The sequence below is a fragment of the Streptomyces sp. NPDC041796 genome (genome assembly GCF_055590785.1).
On record NZ_JBVJAH010000015.1, the window covers coordinates 5,438 to 21,053 of the forward strand.

A 15,616-nucleotide genomic window follows, 5' to 3' on the forward strand; every position below is an offset into this window, starting at 1 on the left:
CAAGGGGGGGGGGGCGGGGGACCCCCCCCCCCCCCCCCGGCGGCCCCCCCCCCCCCCCCCCCCCCCCCCCCCCCCCCCCCCCCCCACGTCTCTGGCGGCAATGTCGTGTACGCGTCATACTCCCGCGCATGGACCTGGACCTGAGCCGACGCAGCTTCCTCGCGGCCACCGCCGCCCTGTCCGCCACAGCCCTCCTGGGCACCCCCGCCCGCGCCCGCACCCGGGTGCTCGGCACACAGGACTGGATGGCCCGCTTCCCCGGCGACACCCCGCTGCGGACGCTGACCATCCCCGGCACGCACAACTCCGGCGCCCCCGCCGGCGGGCTGTGGGTCGCCTGCCAGAACACCGGCGTCGCCCAGCAGTTGAACAGCGGCATCCGCTTTCTGGACATCCGGTGCCGGGTCACCGGCGACTCCTTCGCCATCCACCACGGGGCCTTCTACCAGAACCAGATGTTCGGTGACGTCCTCATCGCCTGCCGCGACTTCCTCGCCGCGCACCCTTCCGAGACCGTGCTGATGCGCGTCAAGCAGGAGTACTCCGAGGACTCCGACGCCTCCTTCCGCCGCATCTTCGACCTCTACCTCGACGCCAAGGGCTGGCGCCCCCTCTTCCGCATCGGCGACGGCCTGCCGACCCTCGGCGAGGCACGCGGCAAGGTCGTCCTCCTCGCCGACAACGGCGGCCTGCCCGGCGTGCGGTACGGGGACGGCGCGCTGTTCGACATCCAGGACGACTACATGGCCGAACCCTTCGCCAAGTACCCCAAGATCGAGGCCCATTTCCGTAAGGCCGTCACCCAGCCCGGCAAGCTGTACGTCAACTACGTCTCCACCGCCGCGCTGCTCCCGCCCCGCTGGAACGCCGACCGGCTCAACCCGCGTGTCCACGGCTTCCTCGACGGGGCGGAGGCGAGCGGCTGGAAGGGCCTCGGCATCGTGGGGATGGACTTCCCCAACACCCGGGCCGGGCTCGTGGAGTCCCTGATCCGCCACAACGCATGAGTTTTCCCGGCCCGGGGTTCCCCCGGCAGGCGGTGAAAAACGTCATGGCGTACATCGGCCACTTCGGTTTGCGCCACCCGATCGTGGCCGGATAGCTATGTATGTGCACGTCCGGCCGGGGCCGAGGGGGAACCGGCCCCGGCCGGACGTCTCATGCCGTGTCCGGTGCCGACGGTGACGGTGACGAGGGTGCCGACGGAGACGGTGACGGTGGCGGCGGCGTCGGCGCCCCCGGCAGCCGGATCACCGCCCGCGTACCGCCGCCCCGCGCCGCCGTGAGCGCGACCTCGCCGCCCGCCTGCCGTACCGTCCGCGCCACGATCGACAGACCGAGCCCCGACCCGGGCAGACTTCGCGCCGACGGTGACCGCCAGAACCGTTCGAAGACGTGCGGCAGCTCCTCGGGCGCGATGCCCGGGCCGTGGTCCCGCACGGACAGCTCGCCGTCCACCAGCGCCACCTCCACCGTCCCGCCCGGCGGGGAGAACTTCACCGCGTTGTCCAGGACGTTCACCAGCGCGCGCTCGAGCCCCGCCGGCTCCGCCCGCACGTACCAGGGCCGCACGTCGTCCGCCACGATCACAAGCTCAGGGCCCCGCAGCCGCGCCCGGTCCAGCGCCGTGCCGAGGATGTCGTGGAGCCCGACCACCTCCAGCCGCCCGGGACCCGCCGCGTCGGGCCGGGACAGCTCCTGCAAGTCACCGATCAGCGCCGCCAGTTCCGTCATCTGTGCCTTCACCGACGCCATCAGGGCCCGCCGGTCCTCCGGCGGGATCGCCCGCCCCGTCTCCTCACTGCGCGCCAGCAGCTCGACGTTCGTCCGCAGGGAGGTCAGCGGCGTACGCAGCTCGTGCCCCGCGTCGGCGATCAACTGCGCCTGCCGGTCCCGCGAGGAGGCGAGCGCGGCCGTCATGGCGTTGAACGACCGTGACAGGCGGGCGATCTCGTCCTCCCCCTCGACGGGGATCCGCACGGTCAGGTCCTCCGTCCGCGCCACGTGCTCCACCGCCCCGGTCAGCCGGTCCACCGGCTTCAGCCCCGTCCGCGCCACCCACAACCCGGCGGCGCCCGCCCCGACGACACCGATGCCGGCCAGCACGGTCAGCACCAGCGCCAGGCGGCTGAGCGTCGCGTCGATCTCGGCGAGCGGCCGGGACACCGAGGCGGTGACCGGCACCCCGCCGACGGTGGTCCGGTAGCTGTGCACCCGCACCGGGGCCCCGCCGTCCGTCGTGCTGTCGTGCACCGAGTCCTCCAGCGCGCCGGCCAGCACGTTCAGGTCCTGCGGCTGCACCCGGACCGGCGGGTAGTACGGCGCGACACAGCGCCGGCCGCCGGGCAGCACCAGCTGGACGTAGGCGAAGTTCGCGCTCTTGGCCGACGGCTGCGGCGGCCGGACGGCGCACGCCCCGAACGCCTCCCGCAGCACCTCGTCGGGGGCGCTGGTGTTCCGCAGCGAGGTGTCCAGCTCGTCCCGCATCTGGGCGCGGGTGAAGAACCAGCACGCCACCGACACCGCCGCCACCGCCACCGCCACCGCCGTCGCGGTGAGCAGCGCGAGGCGCGAGCGGAGCGGGAGCGCGCGGAAGCGGCCGAACGGTCCGGTCACTCGACGGCCCCGCTGCGCAGCACGTACCCCACGCCCCGCACGGTGTGCACCAGCCGGGGCTCGCCCGCCGCTTCCGTCTTGCGCCGCAGATACATCACGTACACGTCCAGGGAGTTGGAGCTCGGTTCGAAGTCGAAGCCCCACACCGACTTGAGGATCTGCTCCCGCGTCAGCACCTGCCGCGGATGCGACAGGAACATCTCCAGGAGCGTGAATTCCGTGCGGGTCAGCTCCACGAGCCGCCCGCCCCGCGTCACCTCGCGCGTCGCCAGGTCCATGCGCAGGTCCGCGAACGTCAGCACGTCTCCCTCGGGCTCCGCGCCGCCCGAGGCCGCCGCGTACGAGCTGCGGCGCAGCAGTGCCCGGATGCGCGCGAACAGTTCGTCCAGCTCGAACGGCTTCACCAGGTAGTCGTCCGCGCCCGCGTCCAGGCCCGTCACACGGTCGCCGACCGTGTCGCGAGCGGTGAGCATCAGGATCGGGACGGTCGAGCCGGCGGCGCGGATGCGGCGGGCGGCGGTCAGGCCGTCCATGCGGGGCATCTGGACGTCGAGGACGACGAGGTCCGGGGCGTGCGCGTCCATCTTCGCGAGCGCGTCGGCGCCGTCGACGGCGACGTCCGTCCCGTACCCCTCGAAGGCGAGGCTGCGCCGGAGCGCCTCGCGCACGGCGGGCTCGTCGTCGACGATCAGGATGCGGTCGGCGTCAGTGTTCATGGGGTCAGCGTCGCACGCGTCAGGATCCCGACCGGAGGTTGTCCAGGTCGGCCTTGAGGGTGTTGACCGGGATGGCGAAACCGAGCCCGACGCTGCCGGCCGTGGAGCCGGTGGCGGCGCTCGGCGAGTACATGGCGCTGTTGATGCCGATGATCTCGCCGTTCATGTTGATCAGCGCGCCACCGGAGTTGCCGGGGTTGAGCGAGGCGTCGGTCTGGATGGCCTTGTACGTGGTCCTCGAGTCACCCGTGTCGCCGTTGAACTCCTGCCCGCCGAACTCGAAGGGCCAGCCCTGACGCGGGTCGGGCCGCTGCCCGCCGCCCTCCTTGGCCACCGTCACGTCGCGGTCGAGCGCCGAGACGATCCCGCTGGTGACGGTGCCGGTCAGGCCCTCGGGCGACCCGATGGCGACGACCTCGTCACCGACCCGGACCTTTCCGGAGTCGCCGAGCGTGGCGGCCTTCAGCCCGGAGGCGCCCCGGAGCTCGATCAGCGCCAGGTCCTTGCCCGGGTCGGTGCCGACGACCTCGGCGGGGTAGGACCTGCCGTCGCTGAGCCGGACCGTGATCTCGGAGGCGCCCGCGACGACGTGGTTGTTGGTGACGGTCTCCCCGTCCGCGGTGATGATCACCCCGGATCCGGTGGACTTGCCGGAGCCCGTCGTCGCGCTGATCTCGACGATGCTCGGCGACACCGCCCGGGCGACCCCGGCGACGCTGCCCTTGTCGGACCGGGACACGTTGGTGCCGGTCACCCCGCCGGTGCCGGCCGGTGCCGTGTCCGGGCGGGCCAGCTCCTGGACCAGCGCCGAGGCGCCCCCGCCGATCAGGGCGGCGGCGACGGCGACGGCGACCAGCAGTCCGGCGGGGCGCCCGGCACGATGCCGCACTGTCGGCGGGTACGCCGGGGGCGGCGGGTAGGCGAACGTCTGCTGCGGGTCACCGGGGGTGTAGTCCGTCATGGATACGACTCTGGGAGCCGTACATGAGAGCCGTCTGAGGACGCCCTGAGAGTCCGGGAAAAGTCTTGTACGCCCTCGATGAGGACGCGGGGGGCTACTGACCGTCGCAGCCGCAGGACCGGCGCACTATCAGCGCCGACGGGAACTGCTTGACGCGCTCCCGGCGCGACCCGGCCACCCGAAGTCCGTCGTCCAGGACCAGGTCCACCGCGGCGCGGGCCATCGCCGGACGGTCGGAGGAGACCGTCGTCAGCGGCGGGTCCGTCAGCGCGGCCTCCTTGACGTCGTCGAAGCCCGCCACGGCCAGGTCGCCCGGCACGTCCAGGCGCAGCTCGCGGGCCGCGCGCAGGACGCCGATCGCCTGGTCGTCCGTGGAGCAGAAGATCGCCGGCGGCCGGTCGGGGCCCGACAGGATCTTCAGGGCCACCTGGTAGGCGTCGTAACGGTTGTACGGGGCCTGGAACAGCCGGCCCTCCACCGAGCGGCCTGACTCCAGCATCGCGCGGCGCCAGCCCTCCTCGTGGTCGGCGACCGGGTCACCGACGGCGGGGGTGTTCTCGACGCCGCCGAGGCAGGCGACGTACTCGTGACCGTGCTCCAGGAGGTGGCGGGTGGCGAGCTGCGCGCCGCCGATGTCGTCCGTGACGACCGCGACGTCGTCGAGGGCCTCGGGCCGTTCGTGGAGCAGCACCACGCGCGCGTCCCACGCCTCGATCTCCTGGGCGGCCCGCTCGCTCATGCCCTGGCTGACGAGGATCAGACCGGCGACCCGCATGCCCAGGAAGGCCCGCAGGTAGTGGATCTCCCGCTCGTCGCGGTAGTCGGAGTTGCCGACGAGGACCATCTTCCCGCGGTCGGCGGCGGCCCTCTCGACCGCGTGCGCCATCTCGGCGAAGAACGGCTGCCGGGCGTCGGGGACGATCATGCCTATGAGGTCGGTGCGCCGCGAGGCCATGGCCTGCGCGACGCGGTCGGGCCGGTAGCCCAGCTGTTTGATCGCTGCGAGTACCCGCTCGCGCGTGGCCGGGGCGACCGGCCGGGGTCCGTTGTTGATGACGTAGCTCACGACCGCGGTCGAAGTACCCGCAAGTCGTGCCACGTCGTCCCGCGTCACCTTGGCCACGCGCGGCAGTCTACGCGGGGTGACCTACCTCTGGGCAGGTCGTACGGCGGCTTCCTCCACCTCTTCGGTGTCCTCCGTACGGGTGACGGCTGTCGCCTTGGCCGCCTTCGTCTCCTTCGTCCGGGCCTCCTCGGCCGCGCGCTCCACCTTCTCGGGCGTCACGAAGCGGTAGCCGACGTTGCGGACGGTGCCGATGAGCGACTCGTGCTCGGGGCCCAGCTTGGCGCGCAGCCGCCGTACGTGGACGTCGACCGTGCGCGTACCGCCGAAGTAGTCGTACCCCCACACCTCCTGGAGGAGCTGGGCGCGGGTGAAGACCCGGCCCGGGTGCTGGGCCAGGTACTTGAGCAGCTCGAACTCCTTGAAGGTCAGGTCCAGGACCCGGCCCTTGAGCTTGGCACTGTAGGTTGCCTCGTCGACCGACAGGTCGCCGTTGCGGATCTCCATGGGGGAGTCGTCGGCGGTGATCTGCTGGCGGCCCATCGCCAGCCGCAGCCGCGCCTCGACCTCGGCCGGACCGGCCGTGTCCAGCAGGACGTCGTCGATGCCCCAGTCGGCGGTGACGGCCGCGAGGCCACCTTCCGTGACGACCAGGATCAGCGGGCAGCCCGGCCCGGTGGAGCGCAGGAGCTGGCACAGCGACCGCACCTGCGGCAGGTCGCGGCGGCCGTCGACGAGGATCACGTCCGCGCCGGGGGTGTCGACGAGGGCCGGGCCCTCGGCGGGGGCCACGCGCACGTTGTGCAGCAGCAGTCCGAGGGCGGGGAGCACCTCCGTCGACGGCTGGAGGGCATTGGTCAGGAGCAGCAGAGAGCTCATCGCGCCCCCCGTACCCGGGTCGTCGTCCTATGGTCGTGCACGGTTCGCTGGCCCATAACGTCGGTTCCTCCTCGGTCCCTGCGAGGACGTTGCGGCACTGCTTCGTACGAGGCTCCCCGCGCCCTGAGAGCCTTTGTTCACCTGCCTGTAACAACGGGTGGAAAACACAAAAGGATCCGGGGGCTGCGTTGCCCGGATCCTCTGCGAAGCACAATAGCCCACATGAGATCCGAGGAAGAGGGCGCATTTCACATCGTGGATGTTCCCTCGCTCACGCCCCGCCCTCTGCGCGCAACGTTGCGTACATCCGACGGGGTCCGGATCGAAGCGGTCCATTCGCCGCTCGCGGCACCGCCTACGGACAGTGTCTCGGACACGGCGATCGTTGTCGCCCATGGCTTCACGGGCTCGGTCGACCGGCCGGCCGTGCGGCGCGCGGCGGCCGTGTTCGCCCGCCGGGCCGGGGTCGTGACGTTCTCCTTCCGCGGGCACGGCGGGTCGGGAGGCCGGTCCACGGTGGGGGACCGTGAGGTGCTGGACCTGGCGGCGGCCGTCACCTGGGCGCGGGAGCTGGGGTACGCGCGCGTGGCGACCGTCGGGTTCTCGATGGGCGGCTCGGTGGTCCTGCGGCACGCGGCCCTGTACAAGGACGCGGGCCGGGCGCGGACGGACGCCGTGGCGGCCGTGAGCGCTCCCGCACGCTGGTACTACCGGGGTACGGCTCCGATGCGGCGCCTCCACTGGGTGATCACCCGGCCCGCGGGGCGGCTGGTGGGCCGCTACGGGCTGCGCACCCGCATCCACGACCGTGACTGGGACCCGGTGCCGATGCCGCCGGTCGAGGCGGTGCCGCTGATCGCCCCGGTGCCGCTGCTGATCGTGCACGGCGACAGCGACCCCTACTTCCCGGTCGACCACCCGAGGATGCTGGCGGCGGCCGGGCCGGCCGAGCTGTGGCTCGAGGAGGGCATGGGGCACGCCGAGAACGCCGCGGACGACGCCCTGCTCGCCCGTATCGCGGACTGGCTGTCGGCGCCATAGCTCATGATGGATGCCGACGAGGCCGACGAAAGGAGTGCCGCTATGGCAGCGGGGACCATCCGCTACTGGGCCGCGGCCAAGGCCGCCGCCGGGATCGCCGAGGAGCCGTACGCCGCGGAGAACCTGGCCGAGGCGCTGGACGCCGTGCGCGAGCGGCACCCCGGCGAGCTGGTCCGGGTGCTCCAGCGGTGTTCGTTCCTGGTCGACGGTGACCCCGTCGGGACCCGGAGCCATGAGACCGTACGGCTTGCCGAGGGCGGCACGGTCGAGGTGCTCCCGCCGTTCGCAGGAGGGTGAACCCCACAGCATGAGCAGCGATCAGCAGTATCCGTACGGAAACGGGTACCAGGACCCGGACGTCGCGCAGACGTGGGAGGGCCAGACCTGGGACACGCAGTACCAGCCGGCCGTCCACCCCATGGCGTACCAGCAGCAGCCCGCCCAGCCGCCGGCCGCCGCCGACACCGCCCACCTCCCGGTGCAGGGGGCCGCGGGCCCCGGCGCGTACCCGCTGCCCCCCGAGGCTCCGTACGACACCCCCACCACGTCCCTGCGCCCGGTCGGCCAGGAGCCCGTCCCGGCCGCCGCTCCCGGCAGCGCGGCCCCCGGGAGCGCCGCGCCGCAGTACAGCGCGCCCACCACCGCGGGGCACGTGCGGCTGACCGACGCCCAGCGGGCCCGCGCCGAGGGCCGCTCGCCGATCATCGACCCGGGCATGCAGCCGGCCGTGCTGACCGCCGCTCTCGGCGGCCTCCTCGCCGCGGGCGCCGCCCTCGGGCCGTACGGTCTGCTGGTCCCGCTGATCCTGCTCCAGGCCGTCACCGCCGCCGGCTGGTTCCGGCTCAACGGCATGTGGCCCGCCCGCCAGGGCATCGCGCTCGCCTTCGCGGGCGGCCTCACCGCGGACGTGGCCCTGCTCGCCGCCGGCGAGGAGCACGCTCCGGCCGCGATCCTCGGCACGCTCGGCGTGTGGGTCCTCCTCGTGCTGGTGCTCCAGCTCCGCAGCCACGCGGGCTCCGACGAGCGGCAGTACGGCCTGATGGCCACCGTCGCCTCCTCCGCGCTCGCCGTCATGGCGGCCGGGCACCTGGCCGCCGCGTCCGACGCGGTCGTCGTGGGCGGTCTCGCGGTCGCCGTCACGGTCGTGGCCCGCGCCCTTCCGCTGCCCGGCGCCGCGTCGCTCGTGGTGGCACTGCTCGCGGCCGCGGGCGCCGGTGTCGCCGCCGGCGGGATGACCGGCCTGGGGACGCAGGGTGCGCTGCTGGGGCTGGGTGCCGGGGTGTGCGCCCTGGTCGGGCACCGGGTGGCCGCTTACGACTACCCCTCGCGTTTCGTCCACATGACGGCCGGGGTGGCGCTGCCGCTCGCGCTCGCCGCGCCCGCTGTGTATCTGCTGGGGCGTGCGCTGGCCTGAGTGACGCATGTGGGGGAAGGGGAACCAACGGGTAGCTTCGCGCGTCGATCATGACGTGACGGGGGCCGGTCGCCGACAGTGTGGGGGAACACCGAGCAATGCGAGCACTGCGAATACTGCTGATCACCGCTGTGATCCTCGGTGGTCTCTTCACCATCGCGGACCGCTTGGCGGTGAACTACGCCGAGGGTGAGGCCGCCGAGCGCATACGGGCCAACCAGGGCCTGACCGCCACACCGGACGTCTCGATCAAGGGCTTCCCCTTCCTGACCCAGGTCATGGGCAAGGAACTGGACCAGGTCGACGTCACCCTCACCGGCGTCGAGGCCTCGGCCGGCGGGCGCAAGGTCCGCGTCACCGAGATGAAGGCCGCCCTGAAGCAGGTGCGGCTGGAGAACAACTTCTCCACCGCCGTCGCCGCCTCCGCGTCGGGCACCGCCCGCATCTCCTACGCCGACCTGGGCAAGGCGTCCAGCGAGGACGTCACCGTCGGATACGGCGGCAAGGGCAAGGTCAAGGTCACCGGCTCGGTCGAGATCCCGGTGCTGGGCAAGGTCACCCGCAGTGTCCTGTCCTCGGTCAGCCTCGTCGGCGGCGACACCATCCGGGTGCGCGCCGACAAGGTACCCGGTGAGGGCCTCCCGGGGGTGGAGGAGCGGATCCGTGAGCGCACGGACTTCGACCGGCAGGTCGGCGGGCTGCCGGCGGGGCTGAAGCTGACGAAGGTCGAGGCGACGCCGGACGGCGTGGTGGTCACCGTCACGGGTGAGAACGTCGTGCTGGCGGGCTGAAGCGACCGCTGTGCCACCCTCGTAGGAGCTCCGTACGACCGCGGGTGCGACCCCTCGTAGGAACTCCGTACGGCCGTGGGTGACCCTCGTGGGAACCCCGTACGGCCCGTACGGCCGCGGGTGCAGTCCTCGTAGACCCCGTACAGCCGCTGGTGCGACCCGCGTAACACCCCCGTACCGCGACTGGTGCGACCCTCCCCACGGCCCGTACGGATTGATTCGGCCACATCGTGAGACGAGGGCGTCCGCTCCGCAGATGGCGAGCCCCGACGGTCCCCGCGCCGGGCGGCCGTCACCCTCTCGGGCGACTTCGCGTCCCACATCCCGGACGATCGTGTCTCACGATACGACACGCCGGTGACACGGCCGCCCGTCCGTCCCTACGATCGGCGTCATGAAGCGACAGGCGGACCTCACGAAGCGGCGGGCAGTAGACCTGTGCCGCGTCGCCGCCATGCTCTGTCGCTCCGTCTGAGCGGGAGCCCGACCTCCCGTATCCCAGGGCCCGTCGTCCATCGAGGCCCACCCCTGTGCCGCATCCCCGTAGACCCGTACCCCCGTACGCGACGACGCGAAGAGCAGCCGGCACCACCCCGCAACACCCCGCCGCACACTGCCCCGGAGGAGAAACAGCATGAGCCGCAGCGACGTCCTGGTAGACGCCGACTGGGTCGAGGCCCACATCGACGACCCGAAGGTCGTCATCGTCGAGGTCGACGAGGACACCTCGGCCTACGACAAGAACCACATCAAGAACGCCGTCCGGATCGACTGGAAGCAGGACCTCCAGGACCCGGTCCGCCGCGACTTCGTCGACCAGGAGGGCTTCGAGAAGCTCCTCTCCGCGAAGGGCATCGCCAACGACGACACCGTCGTCCTCTACGGCGGCAACAACAACTGGTTCGCGTCGTACGCCTACTGGTACTTCAAGCTGTACGGCCACGAGAGCGTCAAGCTCCTCGACGGCGGCCGCAAGAAGTGGGAGCTCGACTCCCGCGACCTGGTCGACGGCTCCGAGGTCCCCAACCGCCCGGCCACCGAGTACAAGGCCAAGGCCCAGGACACCTCCATCCGCGCCTTCCGCGACGACGTCGTGGCCGCCATCGGCAACCTGAACCTGGTCGACGTGCGCTCCCCCGACGAGTTCAGCGGCAAGCTGCTCGCCCCGGCGCACCTCCCGCAGGAGCAGTCGCAGCGCCCCGGCCACGTGCCGAGCGCCCGCAACATCCCGTGGTCGAAGAACGCCAACGACGACGGCACCTTCAAGTCCGACGAGGAGCTCAAGGCGCTCTACGCCGACGAGCAGGTCGACCTGTCGAAGGACACCATCGCCTACTGCCGCATCGGTGAGCGTTCCGCCCTGACCTGGTTCGTCCTGCACGAGCTGCTCGGCCAGGAGAACGTCAAGAACTACGACGGCTCGTGGACCGAGTACGGCTCCCTCGTCGGCGTGCCGATCGAGCTCGGCGCCAACAAGTAGTCCCGGACCTCCCGTCCTCCCCCTCCCCCGAAGACCCCTCAGGAGTACCCATGTGTGGAGCACAGGCCGGCGGCCCGGACGCTTCGACGATCAAGCCCGGTGAGACCACGATCCAGGGCCAGGTGACCAAGGACGGCGAGCCCGTCGTCGGTTACGTGCGCCTGCTGGACTCGACCGGTGAGTTCACCGCCGAGGTCCCGACCTCGGCGACCGGCCAGTTCCGCTTCTACGCGGCCGAGGGCACGTGGACCGTCCGCGCCCTCGTCCCGGGCGGCACGGCCGACCGCACGGTCGTCGCCCAGCAGGGTGGCCTGGCCGAGGTCGCCATCGCCGTCTGACGGCAACGGCACGCATACCGGCCGAAGGGCCGCACCTCCTGGGGGTTGGACGCTTACCGGGACCGAGGTGCGGCCCTTCGGTCGTTCCCGTCCTACGCTGGACGTATGTACGCCCGGCGTCGGCACGTCTACTTCGTGATGATGACGGTCTGCCTGGTGCTCTTCGTGGGCGCCTGGGCCGTCGTACGGCTGTGGTCGACGCCCGCCGCCATCGCGATGTGCTTCGTCGCCATGGTCATCCCCCCGGTCGCCGCGATGATCGCCAACCGGCGCGGGCCGGAGGACCGCTGGTGGGACGATCCGTCCGGCGACCCGACGTCCGACGAGTGGTGGGACGAACTCGACGGCAAGAAGCGCAGCGACTAGTACACGAGCGCCTGCGTACCGTCCGCCAGCGCCTCGCTGACGAAGACCTGAGCGCCCGCGATCCGCACGCCCTCCAGCACGTCCTTCTCGGTGATCTCGCGCCGCGCCGCGCACTGGGTGCACAGCGTGATGCGCCCGGCCGCCAGGATCGAGTCGATCAGGTCCGGCAGCGGTGCCGCGTGCGGCAGCTCGAACTCCGCCGCCCGCCCCGGCAGCGCGAACCACGAGGACTCACCGGTCAGCCACAGCGAGACCTCCACCCCGCTGGCCACGGCGACCGCGGCCACCGTGAAGGCCTGCGAGCAGCGTTCGGGGGCGTCGGCCCCCGCGGTCACCTTGATCACGAGCTTGTTCGCCATACGCCGCACTGTAATGCGCGGCGGGGAACCTCACACGGAGGGCCGCGCCCCCACCCATTACGCTGGGACTCGGCCCTTTCTTCGCCCACACCGCTCACCGAGGAGCACCCTGTGCTTGAGGCTTTCTTCTCCGCCCTGCTGATCCTGGTCTGCGTCGGCGTGCTCGGCTTCGCCGTCCTGACCGTGAAGAAGCTGTACCAGGGCCAGCGCTGACCACTCCTACAGATCGACTGAGCTGCTCATGATCGAGATCCCGTCCGACCTCAACCCGGACCTCGTCCCCCTCGCGTTCCTCCTGGGCACGTGGGAGGGCGCGGGCGTCTCCGACTTCCCCGGCGCCGAGAAGTGCAACTTCGGCCAGTCCGTGACCTTCAGTCACGACGGCCGGGACTTCATCGAGTACACCTCCCGCACCTGGGTCCTGGACGCCGAGGGCAACAAGGTCAAGCCCCTGGAGTCCGAGAGCGGCTACTGGCGCATCGACAAGGAGCGCAAGGTCGAGATCGTGATGGTGCGCGACCAGGGCATCGTCGAGGTCTGGTACGGCGAGCTCGCCGACCAGAAGCCGCAGATCGACCTGGTCACGGACGCCGTCGCGCGCACCGCCGCCTCAGGGCCCTACAGCGGTGGCAAGCGGCTGTACGGCTATGTGAAGGGCGACCTGATGTGGGTCGGCGAGAAGTCGACTCCCGAGGTCCCGCTGCGCCCCTACATGTCGGCCCACCTGAAGAAGGTCGTCACCCCCGAGCAGGTCGAGGCCTGGGCCAAGGACCTCGGTGATCTGCCGGACGACGGCATCGCGTTCTTCAAGTAGCCCTCGGGTTCCCCGGTCGGTGCTCCTACACTGGAGCGCGTGGTGAGCACCGACTGGAAGAGCGACCTACGGCAGCGCGGCTACCGGCTGACTCCCCAGCGCCAGCTTGTCCTGGAGGCGGTGGACGTGCTGGGGCACGCGACGCCCGACGACATCCTCGTCGAGGTCCGCAAGACCGCCTCCGGTGTGAACATCTCCACCGTCTACCGGACCCTGGAGCTCCTGGAGGAGCTGGGTCTGGTCAGCCACGCCCATCTGGGGCACGGCGCGCCCACCTACCACCTCGCCGACCGGCACCACCACCTCCACCTGGTGTGCCGGGACTGCACGAACGTCATCGAGGCGGACGTCGAGGTGGCCGCCGAGTTCACCGCCAAGCTCCGCCGCACCTTCGGTTTCGACACCGACATGAAGCACTTCGCGATCTTCGGGCGCTGCGAGGAGTGCACCGCGAAGGCGGAGGAGGCCCCGGCGGCCCCGGAGGGGGAGGCTTCGTCCGGCGGCGAGTCGTAGGCTGATCACATGCTGCGACAATCACCGACCAGCCCTCTGTTGTCCCTGCCCGGCGCCGTGCCCGCCGAGGGGCGGGACGAAGGTGTCGCCGCGCACTACGGCGACCTGTTCCGCGAGCAGCGCGCGCTCGCCGCCGGCCGGGGCCTGGTCGACCTGAGCCACCGAGGTGTCGTCACCGTCAGCGGCGCCGACCGGCTCGGCTGGCTGCACCTGCTGCTCACCCAGCACGTCAGCGAACTCCCCGCCGGCCAGGCCACCGAGGCGCTGGTCCTCTCCGCCAACGGCCACATCGAGCACGCCCTGTACCTGGTCGACGACGGCGAGACGGTCTGGGCGCACGTCGAGCCCGGTACGCAGGAGGCGCTGATCGGCTACCTGGAGTCGATGAAGTTCTTCTACCGGGTAGAGGTCGCCGACCGGACCGACGACATCGCCGTGGTCCACCTCCCGGCGGGTTCCATCGCCGACGTGCCGGAAGGCGTCGCCGTACGGGAGACCCCGCACGGCCGGGACGTGTTCCTGCCCCGCGGCGACCTGGAGACGTACGCCGAGGACCACGGGCCGCTCGCCGGGATCTGGGCCTACGAGGCGCTGCGCGTCGAGGCGCACCGCCCCCGGCTCGGTTTCGAGACCGACCACCGCACCATCCCGCACGAGATCGGCCTCATCGGCAGCGCCGTCCACCTCCAGAAGGGCTGCTACCGGGGCCAGGAGACCGTTGCGCGCGTCCACAACCTGGGGAAGCCGCCGCGCCGGATGGTCTTCCTGCACCTCGACGGCAGCGAGGTGCACCTGCCGCCGCACGGCACGCCGATCCGGCTGAAGGCGGACGGCGAGGAGGGGCGGCAGCTCGGGTTCGTCACCACGTCCGTACGCCACCACGAGCTGGGTCCGATCGCGCTCGCGCTGGTCAAGCGCAATGTGCCGGTGGACGCCGAGCTGATGGCGGGAAGCACCGCCGCCGCCCAGGAGACCGTCGTCGAGCCGTGACGTCGTCGAGCCGTGAGCCCCGGGGGACCGTGAGCCCCATGGGGCCCGTGGGGGTCCGACGGCGTGCGCCTCAGACCGTGCGCCTCAGACGTCGACGACGATCGTGAACGGGCCGTGGTTGGTGAGCGACACCCGCATGTCCGCCCCGAACCGGCCCGTCTCCACCGTCGCCCCCAGCTCCCTGAGCCGCGCCACCACCTCGTCCACCAGCGGCTCGGCGACCTCGCCGGGCGCCGCCGCGTTCCAGGTCGGACGGCGGCCCTTGCGGGCGTCCCCGTAGAGGGTGAACTGCGAAATCACCAGCAAGGGCGCATTCACGTCCGAGCAGGACTTCTCGCCCTCCAGGATCCGCACCGACCACAGCTTCCGGGCAAGCTGCGCCGCCTTGTCCGGTGTGTCGTCATGGGTGACGCCCACCAGGACGCACAACCCCTCGCCGACGATTTCGCCGACCGTCTCTCCCGCGACGACGACCTTCGCCCCGTCGACCCTCTGTACCACTGCACGCATACAGACCAACCTATCCGCGTCCGAACGGGTGCAGGCGCCTGCATTGACACTGGCACAACTGGCACCATGCCTCTCAGGCGGTGCTTCCCCTCGGCCCTTCGGGCCCGGGGAGACCTCAAGCACCGGTCGAGGGGACGGATTCCTATGAGCACATCTGGCGCCGGGCAGACGCCACATCCCGTATCGATGACCTGCGCCGGTGGCAGGGGGGCGATGCGGCCCCCGGTGCAGCGGAACGGAGACGCCGTCCTGCCGGAGACCCGGCAGCACGACCTCGCGACCATGCGGCTGCCGGAGCTGCGCGCGCTGCGCCGGGACTCCCACGGCGACGAGGCGGACCTGAGTTACGTACGGCGGCTCCTCCAGGGCCGGATCGACATCCTGCGCGCCGAGCTGGCGCGCCGGGGAGGCACGGAGGTCCCGGTCGTGGACCGGCTGTCGGAGATCCTCGCGGACACCCCGTCGCGCCACCGCTCCTCGGCCCGTCACGTGACGGTCACCACGCCCCGCGGCGAGGAGTACCGGCGGCTGGCCGCCGACATGCTGGCGGACGTCGAGCTGTCGGACCTGACCGCCCGAACGGACGAAGAGCTGCACGCCGCGATGGGGCGGCTCGCACGCTACGAACAGCAGGTCTCACGGCGCCGGCAGCAGCTCCAGCGGACCGCCGACGATTGCAGCGCCGAGATCGCCCGCAGGTACCGTGAAGGCGAAGCACAAGTAGACGACCTGCTCCGCTGAGTCCGTGGGGAGACAGGTCACCGT

Annotated in this window: 20 protein-coding genes; 13 read left to right on the plus strand and 7 right to left on the minus strand. The window is 71.7% G+C overall.

Features of this window, described 5'->3' with window-relative positions; genetic code table 11:
* Positions 1 to 128 precede the first annotated feature (128 nt).
* Complete coding sequence (locus tag ACZ6C1_RS27200; protein ID WP_469244114.1) at positions 129 to 1,007, plus strand: phosphatidylinositol-specific phospholipase C; 879 nt, start codon at positions 129 to 131, stop codon at positions 1,005 to 1,007.
* 151 nt (positions 1,008 to 1,158) lie between these two features.
* On the opposite strand, the gene ACZ6C1_RS27205 is transcribed toward ACZ6C1_RS27200, so the two are convergent.
* From ACZ6C1_RS27205 to ACZ6C1_RS27225, 5 genes are all read right to left on the minus strand, one after another.
* Positions 1,159 to 2,616, minus strand: a complete 1,458-nt coding sequence (locus ACZ6C1_RS27205; protein ID WP_469244116.1) for a sensor histidine kinase — start codon at positions 2,614 to 2,616, stop codon at positions 1,159 to 1,161.
* Positions 2,613 to 3,332, minus strand: a complete 720-nt coding sequence (locus ACZ6C1_RS27210; protein WP_469244118.1) for a response regulator transcription factor — start codon at positions 3,330 to 3,332, stop codon at positions 2,613 to 2,615. The genes ACZ6C1_RS27205 and ACZ6C1_RS27210 overlap by 4 nt, the downstream gene beginning before the upstream one ends.
* A gap of 19 nt (positions 3,333 to 3,351) precedes the next feature.
* Positions 3,352 to 4,293 carry a S1C family serine protease gene (locus tag ACZ6C1_RS27215; protein WP_469244120.1) on the minus strand — a complete coding sequence of 314 codons (942 nt, stop codon included), beginning with the start codon at positions 4,291 to 4,293 and terminating at the stop codon, positions 3,352 to 3,354.
* A gap of 94 nt (positions 4,294 to 4,387) precedes the next feature.
* Entirely contained in the window at positions 4,388 to 5,416 is a 1,029-nt protein-coding gene (locus tag ACZ6C1_RS27220) for a LacI family DNA-binding transcriptional regulator (RefSeq protein ID WP_469244122.1), read from the minus strand.
* Between the two features lie 24 nt (positions 5,417 to 5,440).
* On the minus strand, positions 5,441 to 6,235 hold the full coding sequence (locus tag ACZ6C1_RS27225) for a response regulator transcription factor (RefSeq protein WP_469244124.1): 795 nt from the start codon (positions 6,233 to 6,235) through the stop codon (positions 5,441 to 5,443).
* Positions 6,236 to 6,457: 222 nt separating this feature from the next.
* Between ACZ6C1_RS27225 and ACZ6C1_RS27230 the strand changes: the two genes are divergently transcribed.
* From ACZ6C1_RS27230 to ACZ6C1_RS27265, 8 genes are all read left to right on the plus strand, one after another.
* A complete protein-coding gene (locus ACZ6C1_RS27230) occupies positions 6,458 to 7,276 on the plus strand; it encodes an alpha/beta hydrolase family protein (protein ID WP_469244126.1) in 819 nt (272 codons plus the stop codon).
* A gap of 42 nt (positions 7,277 to 7,318) precedes the next feature.
* A complete protein-coding gene (locus ACZ6C1_RS27235) occupies positions 7,319 to 7,573 on the plus strand; it encodes a MoaD/ThiS family protein (protein WP_073757168.1) in 255 nt (84 codons plus the stop codon).
* Positions 7,509 to 8,690: a hypothetical protein gene (locus ACZ6C1_RS27240; protein ID WP_469244128.1), complete on the plus strand. Its 1,182-nt coding sequence runs from the start codon at positions 7,509 to 7,511 to the stop codon at positions 8,688 to 8,690. The genes ACZ6C1_RS27235 and ACZ6C1_RS27240 overlap by 65 nt, the downstream gene beginning before the upstream one ends.
* A 98-nt stretch (positions 8,691 to 8,788) precedes the next feature.
* On the plus strand, positions 8,789 to 9,481 hold the full coding sequence (locus tag ACZ6C1_RS27245; RefSeq protein ID WP_469244130.1) for an LmeA family phospholipid-binding protein: 693 nt from the start codon (positions 8,789 to 8,791) through the stop codon (positions 9,479 to 9,481).
* 394 nt (positions 9,482 to 9,875) lie between these two features.
* The gene (locus ACZ6C1_RS27250; RefSeq protein WP_350497993.1) at positions 9,876 to 9,956 is read left to right on the plus strand and encodes a putative leader peptide; all 81 of its coding nucleotides are present in this window, start codon (positions 9,876 to 9,878) and stop codon (positions 9,954 to 9,956) included.
* Between the two features lie 159 nt (positions 9,957 to 10,115).
* The gene (locus tag ACZ6C1_RS27255; RefSeq protein ID WP_469244131.1) at positions 10,116 to 10,961 is read left to right on the plus strand and encodes a sulfurtransferase; all 846 of its coding nucleotides are present in this window, start codon (positions 10,116 to 10,118) and stop codon (positions 10,959 to 10,961) included.
* A gap of 50 nt (positions 10,962 to 11,011) precedes the next feature.
* Positions 11,012 to 11,299, plus strand: coding sequence for a DUF1416 domain-containing protein (locus ACZ6C1_RS27260; RefSeq protein ID WP_064067594.1), 288 nt, complete (start codon positions 11,012 to 11,014; stop codon positions 11,297 to 11,299).
* Between the two features lie 105 nt (positions 11,300 to 11,404).
* Entirely contained in the window at positions 11,405 to 11,665 is a 261-nt protein-coding gene (locus ACZ6C1_RS27265; RefSeq protein ID WP_469244133.1) for a DUF3099 domain-containing protein, read from the plus strand.
* On the opposite strand, the gene ACZ6C1_RS27270 is transcribed toward ACZ6C1_RS27265, so the two are convergent.
* Complete coding sequence (locus ACZ6C1_RS27270) at positions 11,662 to 12,024, minus strand: DsrE family protein (protein WP_382668726.1); 363 nt, start codon at positions 12,022 to 12,024, stop codon at positions 11,662 to 11,664. The two genes, ACZ6C1_RS27265 and ACZ6C1_RS27270, sit on opposite strands and share 4 nt — an antisense overlap.
* Positions 12,025 to 12,265: 241 nt before the next feature.
* On the opposite strand from ACZ6C1_RS27270, the gene ACZ6C1_RS27275 reads away from it, so the two are divergent.
* The 3 genes from ACZ6C1_RS27275 to ygfZ are packed head-to-tail and all read left to right on the plus strand — an operon-like array spanning position 12,266 to position 14,341.
* A complete protein-coding gene (locus ACZ6C1_RS27275) occupies positions 12,266 to 12,838 on the plus strand; it encodes a heme-binding beta-barrel domain-containing protein (protein WP_064067591.1) in 573 nt (190 codons plus the stop codon).
* Between the two features lie 39 nt (positions 12,839 to 12,877).
* Positions 12,878 to 13,351, plus strand: a complete 474-nt coding sequence (locus ACZ6C1_RS27280) for a Fur family transcriptional regulator (protein WP_469244135.1) — start codon at positions 12,878 to 12,880, stop codon at positions 13,349 to 13,351.
* Between the two features lie 9 nt (positions 13,352 to 13,360).
* Entirely contained in the window at positions 13,361 to 14,341 is a 981-nt protein-coding gene (gene ygfZ, locus ACZ6C1_RS27285; RefSeq protein WP_469244136.1) for a CAF17-like 4Fe-4S cluster assembly/insertion protein YgfZ, read from the plus strand.
* 84 nt (positions 14,342 to 14,425) lie between these two features.
* Here ygfZ and dtd read toward each other — a convergent pair whose 3' ends face one another.
* Positions 14,426 to 14,851 (minus strand): D-aminoacyl-tRNA deacylase, encoded by a 426-nt coding sequence (dtd, locus tag ACZ6C1_RS27290; protein ID WP_469244138.1) that lies wholly within the window; start codon positions 14,849 to 14,851, stop codon positions 14,426 to 14,428.
* Between the two features lie 144 nt (positions 14,852 to 14,995).
* Here dtd and ACZ6C1_RS27295 point away from each other — a divergent pair, with 144 nt between their 5' ends.
* Positions 14,996 to 15,592 carry an RsiG family protein gene (locus tag ACZ6C1_RS27295; protein ID WP_469244140.1) on the plus strand — a complete coding sequence of 199 codons (597 nt, stop codon included), beginning with the start codon at positions 14,996 to 14,998 and terminating at the stop codon, positions 15,590 to 15,592.
* The last annotated feature ends 24 nt before the right edge of the window (positions 15,593 to 15,616 follow it).

Excerpts from the sequence above, each read along its gene's own strand:
- ACZ6C1_RS27215 (WP_469244120.1), bottom strand. The coding sequence starts at position 4,293 with ATGACGGACTACACCCCCGGTGACCCGCAGCAGACGTTCGCCTACCCG.
- dtd (WP_469244138.1), bottom strand. The coding sequence starts at position 14,851 with ATGCGTGCAGTGGTACAGAGGGTCGACGGGGCGAAGGTCGTCGTCGCG.
- ACZ6C1_RS27260 (WP_064067594.1), top strand. The coding sequence starts at position 11,012 with ATGTGTGGAGCACAGGCCGGCGGCCCGGACGCTTCGACGATCAAGCCC.
- ACZ6C1_RS27250 (WP_350497993.1), top strand. The coding sequence starts at position 9,876 with ATGAAGCGACAGGCGGACCTCACGAAGCGGCGGGCAGTAGACCTGTGC.
- ACZ6C1_RS27255 (WP_469244131.1), top strand. The coding sequence starts at position 10,116 with ATGAGCCGCAGCGACGTCCTGGTAGACGCCGACTGGGTCGAGGCCCAC.
- ACZ6C1_RS27245 (WP_469244130.1), top strand. The coding sequence starts at position 8,789 with ATGCGAGCACTGCGAATACTGCTGATCACCGCTGTGATCCTCGGTGGT.
- ACZ6C1_RS27235 (WP_073757168.1), top strand. The coding sequence starts at position 7,319 with ATGGCAGCGGGGACCATCCGCTACTGGGCCGCGGCCAAGGCCGCCGCC.
- ygfZ (WP_469244136.1), top strand. The coding sequence starts at position 13,361 with ATGCTGCGACAATCACCGACCAGCCCTCTGTTGTCCCTGCCCGGCGCC.
- ACZ6C1_RS27210 (WP_469244118.1), bottom strand. The coding sequence starts at position 3,332 with ATGAACACTGACGCCGACCGCATCCTGATCGTCGACGACGAGCCCGCC.
- ACZ6C1_RS27295 (WP_469244140.1), top strand. The coding sequence starts at position 14,996 with ATGAGCACATCTGGCGCCGGGCAGACGCCACATCCCGTATCGATGACC.
- ACZ6C1_RS27270 (WP_382668726.1), bottom strand. The coding sequence starts at position 12,024 with ATGGCGAACAAGCTCGTGATCAAGGTGACCGCGGGGGCCGACGCCCCC.
- ACZ6C1_RS27265 (WP_469244133.1), top strand. The coding sequence starts at position 11,405 with ATGTACGCCCGGCGTCGGCACGTCTACTTCGTGATGATGACGGTCTGC.
- ACZ6C1_RS27225 (WP_469244124.1), bottom strand. The coding sequence starts at position 6,235 with ATGAGCTCTCTGCTGCTCCTGACCAATGCCCTCCAGCCGTCGACGGAG.
- ACZ6C1_RS27200 (WP_469244114.1), top strand. The coding sequence starts at position 129 with ATGGACCTGGACCTGAGCCGACGCAGCTTCCTCGCGGCCACCGCCGCC.
- ACZ6C1_RS27240 (WP_469244128.1), top strand. The coding sequence starts at position 7,509 with ATGAGACCGTACGGCTTGCCGAGGGCGGCACGGTCGAGGTGCTCCCGC.
- ACZ6C1_RS27230 (WP_469244126.1), top strand. The coding sequence starts at position 6,458 with ATGAGATCCGAGGAAGAGGGCGCATTTCACATCGTGGATGTTCCCTCG.
- ACZ6C1_RS27275 (WP_064067591.1), top strand. The coding sequence starts at position 12,266 with ATGATCGAGATCCCGTCCGACCTCAACCCGGACCTCGTCCCCCTCGCG.